At 61.3% G+C, this 8,779-nt stretch carries 11 protein-coding genes; 2 read left to right on the top strand and 9 right to left on the bottom strand.

The features are described 5' to 3' along the window. Window positions 1-124: 124 nt before the first annotated feature. Entirely contained in the window at window positions 125-973 is an 849-nt protein-coding gene (locus SGJ19_16320; GenBank protein ID MDZ4781820.1) for a phospholipase domain-containing protein, read from the top strand. Here SGJ19_16320 and SGJ19_16325 read toward each other — a convergent pair. Both SGJ19_16325 and SGJ19_16330 read right to left on the bottom strand, forming a co-directional pair. Then, entirely contained in the window at window positions 942-2,021 is a 1,080-nt protein-coding gene (locus tag SGJ19_16325) for a sulfatase-like hydrolase/transferase (protein ID MDZ4781821.1), read from the bottom strand. The genes SGJ19_16320 and SGJ19_16325 overlap by 32 nt on opposite strands. Next, entirely contained in the window at window positions 2,018-3,559 is a 1,542-nt protein-coding gene (locus SGJ19_16330) for an altronate dehydratase family protein (protein MDZ4781822.1), read from the bottom strand. The genes SGJ19_16325 and SGJ19_16330 overlap by 4 nt, the downstream gene beginning before the upstream one ends. A gap of 150 nt (window positions 3,560-3,709) precedes the next feature. Here SGJ19_16330 and SGJ19_16335 point away from each other — a divergent pair, with 150 nt between their 5' ends. Beyond that, window positions 3,710-4,537 (top strand): DNA alkylation repair protein, encoded by an 828-nt coding sequence (locus SGJ19_16335; protein ID MDZ4781823.1) that lies wholly within the window; start codon window positions 3,710-3,712, stop codon window positions 4,535-4,537. Between the two features lie 10 nt (window positions 4,538-4,547). Here the strand turns inward: SGJ19_16335 and SGJ19_16340 are convergent, their stop codons facing one another. The 7 genes from SGJ19_16340 to SGJ19_16370 all read right to left on the bottom strand — a co-directional run bounded on the left by SGJ19_16340 (window position 4,548) and on the right by SGJ19_16370 (window position 8,159). Beyond that, the gene (locus SGJ19_16340) at window positions 4,548-5,087 is read right to left on the bottom strand and encodes a hypothetical protein (GenBank protein MDZ4781824.1); all 540 of its coding nucleotides are present in this window, start codon (window positions 5,085-5,087) and stop codon (window positions 4,548-4,550) included. A gap of 51 nt (window positions 5,088-5,138) precedes the next feature. Then, window positions 5,139-5,717 (bottom strand): M50 family metallopeptidase, encoded by a 579-nt coding sequence (locus SGJ19_16345; GenBank protein ID MDZ4781825.1) that lies wholly within the window; start codon window positions 5,715-5,717, stop codon window positions 5,139-5,141. A 12-nt stretch (window positions 5,718-5,729) separates the two neighbouring features. Then, window positions 5,730-6,110 (bottom strand): N-acetyltransferase, encoded by a 381-nt coding sequence (locus SGJ19_16350; protein MDZ4781826.1) that lies wholly within the window; start codon window positions 6,108-6,110, stop codon window positions 5,730-5,732. Between the two features lie 134 nt (window positions 6,111-6,244). Next, a complete protein-coding gene (locus SGJ19_16355) occupies window positions 6,245-6,553 on the bottom strand; it encodes a DUF1778 domain-containing protein (GenBank protein ID MDZ4781827.1) in 309 nt (102 codons plus the stop codon). 94 nt (window positions 6,554-6,647) lie between these two features. Further along, entirely contained in the window at window positions 6,648-7,130 is a 483-nt protein-coding gene (locus SGJ19_16360) for an STM3941 family protein (protein MDZ4781828.1), read from the bottom strand. 77 nt (window positions 7,131-7,207) lie between these two features. After that, window positions 7,208-7,441 carry a DUF2281 domain-containing protein gene (locus tag SGJ19_16365; GenBank protein MDZ4781829.1) on the bottom strand — a complete coding sequence of 78 codons (234 nt, stop codon included), beginning with the start codon at window positions 7,439-7,441 and terminating at the stop codon, window positions 7,208-7,210. A gap of 145 nt (window positions 7,442-7,586) precedes the next feature. Further along, entirely contained in the window at window positions 7,587-8,159 is a 573-nt protein-coding gene (locus SGJ19_16370) for a helix-turn-helix domain-containing protein (GenBank protein MDZ4781830.1), read from the bottom strand. Between the last annotated feature and the right edge of the window lie 620 nt (window positions 8,160-8,779).

The raw sequence follows: 8,779 nt of genomic DNA on the forward strand, positions 1-8,779 counted from the left end.
CTTCCCCAACCCTTGAACACCCTGCCATGCCTCATAAAATCCAACCGTCGCCCCGCCAACTCGTCGTCAATTCACCCACAGATTCTGGCGAAGACCCGAAAATATCAGCGCGTGGCGGCGCGCGGTGTGCGGCGATTTGACGTCGTCGTTCCAGCCATTCTCCGGCGACAAGACGCCCGACGCCTTGCGGCTCGATCGCGATGAAGTCGTGGAAGGGATTCACCGCGCTCAGTTCAAGCAACTGCCGGCGGGGTTTCAGGCTTTGAGCGCCGAGCAAGTGGAACAACTGCGCAACGATGTGGCGAAGTCTCCCTTCATGCCGCGGCAAGAAGTCGGCGTGAGGAAATCGAGCCCGCTGCCGTACGAGCTGGCGGTCGACGGCAGTTTGTCCGAGGATCGCCGACAATTCGTGATCCGGTTCACCGCGGGCAAACAGCAATTCGGCGAGGCAGCGGCTGGCTCGCCGTTTATCGTCTTCGCGCGGAGCGCGGACGGCGAAATGGCGGTGCGCAACTACGCGCTGTCAGCAGGTGAACATCTGGAGGACGCGTGGACGATCGCGGACTTCACCGACGGGAAATACAACTTTGCTGTGCATGGACCGAACGGGTTTTACCGAGAGTTCCAGGGTTCCCCGGCCGATCCGCAGGCAGACGTACGCATCGAGCGATTCCCCACGGCCAGCGTCGACGATCCGGCGAACGGGCACGTGGCGATTCACTTGAGTAATCGCGACCACACGCGGAAACTTCCGTTCGTCGTCAGCGATTCCACTTACCGACGCGCCGACGAACAGCGGTTTCTCGGTCCGGGCCAGGCCGCCACGTTGGTTGTGGAGTCGGCTCACGATCACGGTTGGTACGATTTCAGTGTGACGATCGGTGGCAACCCCGGCTACCAACAGCGCTTCGCTGGCCGCGTCGAAACGGGGCGGTGGTCGATCAGCGACCCGGCGATGGGAGGGACTGGATAGGCGCGGCCAGCAACTCTTCCACGACGTCGCGGCAGCGGTCGTGGACGTTGTTGACTTCCCAGCGATCGTCGGGTTTTACGTAGAGTTCGACGCGCGGTTCGCCTGCGCGGATTGTGCGGCGCAGGAACCATTCTCGGGTGCGCAACGCGGTTTCCTCTTCGGCGCTCGAAAAGGTCAACCGTTCGCGCGCCGTGGGCGCTGCGCCGTGGATGATTGCCGCGAGGTCTTCGGCAGATGTCAATTCGGGACGGCGCTGCTGCGCTTGCGCTGCGCTGGGCAGCCGCATGATCCAGGGGACATGCAGCAATTCGCCGTACAGTGATTCATCGAACGGTCCGACGCGGCGATGTTCGCCGAGGGGATAGCCGCGTACGCCGCAGAGCAGGAACGTCGCGTTGGACCAAAGCGCGGAAGTGCGCAGTTGTTCGAGGAACAAGTCCAGGCAGGCGTCGAACGTGGAGATTTGCGCGGCGTAGGCAAGGGCGCAGCCCCAGCGTTCGTCGGGATCGAAGTTGGCGGCGAGCAGTTTGCAGGGTGGTTCGACAAACTCCGGTAGTGGTGCGTCGTCGTCTTCGTGGTAGCGTTCGCGCAAGGCGCGCGGGGCGTCCCAGACCTGTCCCAATGAGCCGATGTGCAGCCAGAACAGGTTCGCTTCGTGCGGCGTTTGAAGGAGTTGCTCGGTCGCCGCGGCGAACACGCTGGCCAGGTGCGTTTCTTCCAAATCTTCGGCCTGCGCTGCGCCGACGCCTGATGGCAATTCGATGACCTCCGCAAATCCGGCCGCGCCGGCGAGCGCCGTGGCTTCCGCATCGTCAGAAATGAACGTCGACGTGGCGCCGGCGATCCACTCACGCGCCGCGGGATGCCACGCGGATTGAAAGAAGTCCGTCAAGTTTGGGCCGGAGGCGTGCGCGTCGTCGAAGACAATCGATTCGCAGGCCAGACGATCGATGGCCGGCGTGGCGATCCAGGCGTTGCCGTAGCAACCGAGGAACTGCGTGCGCAGGCGATCGACGCTTAGCACGATGACACGCTTCGCTTCGCTCACAGGGTCGGTCCCACGTTCCAGGGGGCGAACTCCAATGCGCCGATGCCGAGTTCTTCGCTCTTGGTTTTTCGCCCGCTGGCGGTTTCGAGAATCAAATCGAAGATGCGTTTGCCGACGTCGGCGATCGGTTCGCCGCGGAGGATTTCGCCGGCGTTGAGATCCATGTCGGCTTGCATGCGCTCGTACATTGGCGTGTTCGAGGCGATCTTGATCGACGGCGTTGGTTGGCAGCCGTAGCAACTGCCGCGGCCGGTGGTGAAACAGACGACGTTCGCGCCGCTGGCGACGATACCCGTCACGCTGACGGGATCGAAGCCGGGCGTATCGACGACGACCATGCCGCGGGCGGTGACGGGTTCGGCGTATTCGTACACGCCGGCGAGGGCCGTGGAACCGGCCTTGGCGACGGCGCCGAGTGATTTTTCGTAGATCGTGGTGAGGCCGCCTTCTTTGTTGCCCGGCGAGGGGTTGTTGTCCATGCTGACGCCGAACAGGCCGGTGTAGCGTTCCCACCACTTGATGCGCTCGACGAGTTTTTCGCCGATGGCGCGCGTCTTCGCGCGACGCGTGAGGAGATGTTCCGCGCCGTAGATTTCCGGGGTCTCGGCCAGCATGGCGGTGCCGCCGGCTGCGACGAGCAGGTCACTTGCGACGCCGAGCGCAGGATTCGCCGTGATGCCGGAATTGCCGTCAGAGCCGCCGCAATTGAGACCGAGGACGATCTCGGAGGCCGGCACCGTTTCGCGGCGCACGTCGTTGGCGCGAGGCAGGAGCGCGGCGAGTTGCTGGATGCCTGCCTCGATCGCGGCCGCCGTGCCGCCGACGTCTTGCATGCTGATCGCCGGCGGGCGCACCGGCGTCGGGCCGCCGATCTGCACGAGCTTTTCATGCTCCATCAGGTAGCCGATCGTGCCAGTCTCGCAGCCGAGACCGATGATCAAGTACGCGCCGACGTTCGGGTGTTTGGCGAACCCGGCCAGCGTTCGCGCGAGCATCTGGTGGGCCTCGCCGCCGTATTGAATGCCGCAACCGGTTTGATGCATGATCGGCAGGACGCCGTCGACGTTGGGGAACTGTTTCAACAAGTCGCGATTGAACCGCTCGGCGACGTATTTGCAAACCGTGGCGGAGCAATTCACCGACGACACCACGGCCACATAGTTGCGCGTGCCGACGCGGCCATCGGCGCGGCGATAGCCTTGGAACGTGTAACCTTCCAACGGCTGGGGATCGGGCGGGGTTTCCTGGGCAAACGCGTAGTCGCGCGCGAACTCGCCCGCGGCGCAGTTGTGCGTATGAATCCATGCGCCGGGTTCGATCGGCTCGGTGGCGAAGCCGATCGTTTGGCCGTATTTGCGAGTGCGTTCTCCTTTCGCGATCGGCGCGACGGCGAACTTATGCCCCAGCCGAACCGATTCGCGTAGCTTCACCTTTCCGCCGGCGACTTCGATCGCTTCGCCTGATTCCAGCAACCGCGTGGCGACGGCGAGGTTGTCGGTGGGATGGAGGTGGAGGGCGTCGACAGTGGCGTTCCGCATCGTGGTTGACCGTGGTCTGGCCGTGGGCGATAAGAAGGTTGATGAGGCGGCAACGAACATAGTCTCCTTTCGCTCCGCGAAAGGGCGGCCTTTCGCGGAGCGAAAGGAGACTATGGCGCAAATCCGCATCGCAACAACATGTGACATCCAATGGACCATACTAACATTCCCGATTCGATCCTCCAACGCAAAGGCGCGCGGACCACGCGCGACGTGCCGCGTGAGGTGCGCGCATTGCTTGACGCGGGGCGGATCGAGACGGTTAATCTTTGCGAATGGCTGGTGGTCGATCAGACACGGTTGGCCGAGGTTGTGTTCGCCAAACACGACTGGATTGCGCATTTGCCGGAGGTCGGCCGGGCGTTGGAGGCGAACTCCCAGCGCACGACGTTGAAGGACATGGTCGCCATCGGCGGCGTGCTGGCGTCCGCGTTTGGCGGGAAGCGGCAATTCGCCAAGCCTTATCGAGCGTTGATCTCGCATCCGTCCGACGTGGTGCGCTCGTGGGGCGCGTATCTTGTCGGCAAGTGCGATTCGTTGAGGCTGAGCGAACGGCTGGAACGCATCCGCCCGTTGGCGGCTGATCGGAACATGGGCGTGCGCGAAGCGGCGTGGATGGCAGTGCGCGAGCATCTGACCGCGGAGTTGGAAACGGCGATTGCGTTGCTGGCGGAGTGGTCGCTCGACGACGATCCGAACATTCGCCGTTTTGCGAGTGAATCGACGCGCCCGCGCGGCGTGTGGTGCCGGCATATCGAGCGATTGAAACAGGAACCGGAGCTTGGGCTGCCGATCTTAGCGCCGCTGAAGGCCGATCCGGCGAAGTATGTGCAGGATTCAGTCGGCAACTGGCTGAACGACGCCAGCAAATCGCAGCCGGATTGGGTGCGGGAGGTTTGTGCGCGGTGGCGGAAGGAGTCGAAATGCAAGGAGACGGAGCGGATTTTGAAGCGGGGGTTGCGGACGATTGGCGATTAGGGATCGCAGTCTAGCTCGTGGTCGTGCGCAGGAATGGCTCCTCGAGCGGCAAGTCGTGCAGGCTTAGACCCGATTGCACGGCGGTGACGAATGGGCTCGCGAGGAAGGCGGCGTCGTCGCGCGAGTAGACGAGCAGGATGGCGCGGTGAGCACCGACAAAGTGATGAACGACTCGCCGTCTAGTGCGGCCATCGCGCGTGAGAAACGCCTCGTGGGAGTGAAACCCGACGGCGGATGGCGCAAGAAAGTCTTCGCTGAAGCGTTGCCCAGCCGGCAGGCGGAAGTTGGCTCGTTGGTTGTGGTAGAACGCCAACTCCTGGGTTGCCTCGGTCGCGGCTTGAGGCATCGGAAAGATGTCAAGGAAGACTTGCGCTCCGAGTTCGGGGCGCTTCGCAAATATGTAAACGGACTCGTGTAGCTGATTGGAATAGCGTTCGTGTGTCAAGGCCAGCGCGCATTGGTTGAATAGATCCAACTTGCAGCCAGTGTCGCCGTAGCTGACAAGCGCGCCGACCGCTTGCGATTCGAATTCTGTTACAACTGTTCGCATGATGCAATTCTACTTCACGCTACGCAGAGAGCCTTGTGCCTTGCAGTCAGTTTAACCACCGCCCACGGCGAGCGCACTCGCCAACAGGGCGATATTCACGGCGACGACGCCGATGAGGTGCCGGCGCGATACGTCTTGCGCGTTCTTGCCGAGGCCGAACTTTGGCCCCAGTCCGTTCCAGAGCCATAATCCTAACGGTGCGGTCGCCAGGCCGAAGAGCCAGAGTTGCCAGATCGCCGCGCCGTGTCGGACCAAGTCGCCGCAATCGCCGATGCGGTCGAACGATCCGACGCCGAGGTAGAGTCCGTTGGCCAGGAGGCAGAAGCCGGCGAAGAAGCGCAGCACATATGCGCCGGACAGCTTGAGCCGTTCCGCAGCGAGACAGATCAACAGCGGCGCCAGCGCGCCGAAGATCGGCCCGGCCCAGGCCACGACGAGCGGGTGCGGGTTGTGCGCCAAGTCGGTGCGGGAAAAGCTGAGCGGATGCAACACGACTCGTTCGACGCGCCCGCCGGTGAGATGGGCGCCGAGGACGTGGCCTAGCTCGTGGACTTGCTGCATGCCGAGCCAGGCGGCGAGGAGGGTGGCGGGGATGAGGCAAACTCGAATTCCAACCCGCGTCTGGTTCATTTGCGTGCCCCGCTACTCAACCAGTGCCGCCAACTCCGCGGCACTGAGGAATAGCCGCATGGGTTGCCCGGGCGCTTCACGGAAATTCCAGCGCTGGTAGAAGGCTTTCACAGAAGGGTTCAGGCAGTCGATCAGAAGGGCGACAAATGGAAAAGTTCGGCCGCCCTCATGGCAAGTGCGAATTGCCTGCGCGACCAGCCCTCGACCCAGTAGTTGGCCACGAAACTTCAAGTCGACGCCCATCCATGCCAATACGGCGACGGGAAGTAGTCGCTTGGGAAGGTGTCGGGCAATATCCTCGGGCAGTTCGCTGACATCGACCTGGTTCATCGCAAGTGTGTAGAAGCCGGCGATTTGGTTGTCGGCCGATAACAGCACGCGCGTCGACGACAATCGCTTTTGCTGGTTCTGTAGGGCCTGCGTCTTTAACCACGCGTCAACCGCCGGTTCGCCGCAATGGAATGTGCGGCGAGGATGACGCTTGGCGAGGAGTTCCCAAGAGAATCCTTCAGGTATTCGAACGCCTATCACGCTTCGCCCCTAATCACCTTTCGCAACTCAAGCTGGGCAGGCGTTAATTTTACGGGTTCGTGCAGCGCGTTCCAGAAGGCCAACTGCTCTTCCGGCGTCATGCGGATCGTCTGTTCCTGTGCCGCTTCGACCTCGCGCCGGGCCTGCGGCACAGTGACCAGCCGGACAAAGTCACTCACGCTCACATGCCGCAACTTGGCCGCCTCGACCAGGAGCTGCTTGCTCTCTTGATCCAGTCGGACCATCAGCGAACTGCCGGTGGGGGCGGTTTTCTTCTTGGTTCGTTTTTGAGTGGCACGGGACATAGCTGCTTTCCTCCAAAGCAATTGTACTGCGAATTGCAATACAGGCAAGCGCAGTGGCCAAGCGTACTGGTTAACGGAGACTTTACTGTACTTACTACCCAGTAGGCGTGGCGTCATGAAATCGAGCTAGGCACTCATTCAGAATGTCGGCCATCTTGTCTGCGGGAACACCGTACTCCGGGATCGCCCCATCGCAACCGGCAAGGGCTTGAGACATGTTGCGCCCCCAGACACGTCCCGCGAACTCGGGTGTAAAGGTGACCGCCGTCATTCGATTTCCATGAATCGAAATCGGAACGAACGCCTGGATGTCTTGCCAGAGATACAAATGATCCCGATAGAAGCCGCGCATTGTGAAGCCATCGCTTCGAATTTCGAGATAGGAACTGTTCGGCAGCAGTTGAAGCACGACGACAACCAGCGCAAGTCCGAACATTGCGACGAACAAGCCTCCGAGAATCGCAGTGAGCATACAAAGCCACACACCCATCGTCACTCCCACACTGCAACCCGCGGCAAATAGCACCAACTTTGTTCGATTCGGATAGAAGCGGAGGATTTCGGGCGAGTTCGTCATCGTCGCGAACCTTAGCGGCTGTACTAGAAATTACTCGCAGCGAACCAGACGTAGAAAACTCGTGGCGAGCACGTAGCTCACATGTACTCGCGAAAATCCTCGAGCGGCGCATCGAAGTCATCGCGAACGACGACGAACTCGCGGGCCCAGCCGAAGTTGGTGGCGGCGGTTGGGTTCGTCGTTTCCGATGGGGCGGGACGTGGCTGTTCAGCCGTCGACGCGAGCTCCGCGTTGAGATAGTCCCGCAGTCGCCGTTTCTCATCGGCGGATAACTGACGAATCGATGACAAAGCGTCTTCGAGTGGTGACATATCGGAATTATACGCTGAGGCATCAAACTTCGCGCTAGCGCAATAAAAAACCCCCGGCGCGGAGGTCTAGCCGCGACGGGGGATTATTTTTTGCTGCGAATGAGCGGCCGCCTGGAGAGGGGCGGCCGCTTTGCTGGTCGTCTTACTAGACCAGCTCTTTGCGAGCGCCGATCAAGGTCCGCAGACGTTCGGCCAACAGGGCCGCGTCGAACGGTTTCTTGAACGTCTCGTTGATCGTCGAGCGATCGAAGCTGTTGCTGTTGCCGTCGTCCGGCAACAAGGCAATCAGAATCGTGTCGGCGTATTCCGGGTTGCGGCGCAGGTTCTGGCAGATCTGCAACGCTTCGGTGCGGCCGATTGAGAAATCGACGATGATGCAATCCGGGTGGAAGCTCTCGGCTTGAATGCCGGCTTCGAAGCCCGAGGCGGCGACCGCCAGCTTGAATGATCTTTCAAGCGGGAGTTCGCGCTTCAAGTTTTCGATCAGAAGTTGATCCTGGCCGACCACGAGGACCTTGGCCATGGCCTCGTCTTCGAGGTCGCCCAAGGGCATGCCGTGTTCTTTGAGGAACCGGATCAGATATTCGCGTGGGATGCGACGATCTTGCGATCCGGGGATGCGGTAACCTTTCAGGCGTCCCGAGTCAAACCATTTGCTGACGGTGCGCGGGGCGACCTTACAGATTTTTGCGACTTGACCTGTCGTGAAGACCTTCATCGCGGGCTCTCCATTTCACATTCGCTATGGTTTCGGGTGTTGGTTCTTCCAGGCGGTGTCCTGGCGTGAACCAATTGGTCGGCCCCTTGTTCTCTCGCCGGCTGGCTTCGCATCAATCCTTCGGGCTGGCTGTGGGATGCGAAGCTTCGTGCGGCGGTGGAAAACATCTGGGTTCGGGGCTCTCCAACAATTTCACTCAGTTTGCTCGGCTGTGGCTCAGTTCCCTCTGGCCCGCGCCCTAACAGTCACCATCGGCTAACAGCCAATTGGAAGTCAGTGAAAATCCGTAAAATGGGGAACGGCAGGTTCAACCGCTCTAGTACGGATAATCCCTGACTACCTGGCGACACTCGGCGAAGCGCGGAGCAGGGGAGGCCGGCGTCCAATTGGGCCGACGCGCACCGCTTTGGGAGCGGAGCGCGCAGGCGACCGATGGTCGTCCACGGCTTTGTAGGCAGGACCCCCCTGCTACTCGTTCCCACCTGCGGCGACCGCGACGAACTGCATGTTGCGGCCGTGTGAGAACAAGCCTTCCGAATGGTACTTTCGATAAAACCGAGGCTGATACTTTAGAAACTTTGCCCAGTCGTACCGTTCAGGCCCTTGGCGCGATGCCTAAC

Source organism: Planctomycetia bacterium (assembly GCA_034440135.1).
In the GTDB taxonomy this organism is placed as follows: Bacteria; Planctomycetota; Planctomycetia; order Pirellulales; family JALHLM01; genus JALHLM01.

What these genes read in the sequence shown, in the direction of transcription:
- SGJ19_16330 (MDZ4781822.1), bottom strand. Translation starts at nt 3,559, where the DNA reads ATGCGGAACGCCACTGTCGACGCCCTCCACCTCCATCCCACCGACAAC.
- SGJ19_16335 (MDZ4781823.1), top strand. Translation starts at nt 3,710, where the DNA reads ATGGACCATACTAACATTCCCGATTCGATCCTCCAACGCAAAGGCGCG.
- SGJ19_16340 (MDZ4781824.1), bottom strand. Translation starts at nt 5,087, where the DNA reads ATGCGAACAGTTGTAACAGAATTCGAATCGCAAGCGGTCGGCGCGCTT.
- SGJ19_16345 (MDZ4781825.1), bottom strand. Translation starts at nt 5,717, where the DNA reads ATGAACCAGACGCGGGTTGGAATTCGAGTTTGCCTCATCCCCGCCACC.
- SGJ19_16355 (MDZ4781827.1), bottom strand. Translation starts at nt 6,553, where the DNA reads ATGTCCCGTGCCACTCAAAAACGAACCAAGAAGAAAACCGCCCCCACC.
- SGJ19_16360 (MDZ4781828.1), bottom strand. Translation starts at nt 7,130, where the DNA reads ATGACGAACTCGCCCGAAATCCTCCGCTTCTATCCGAATCGAACAAAG.
- SGJ19_16365 (MDZ4781829.1), bottom strand. Translation starts at nt 7,441, where the DNA reads ATGTCACCACTCGAAGACGCTTTGTCATCGATTCGTCAGTTATCCGCC.
- SGJ19_16370 (MDZ4781830.1), bottom strand. Translation starts at nt 8,159, where the DNA reads ATGAAGGTCTTCACGACAGGTCAAGTCGCAAAAATCTGTAAGGTCGCC.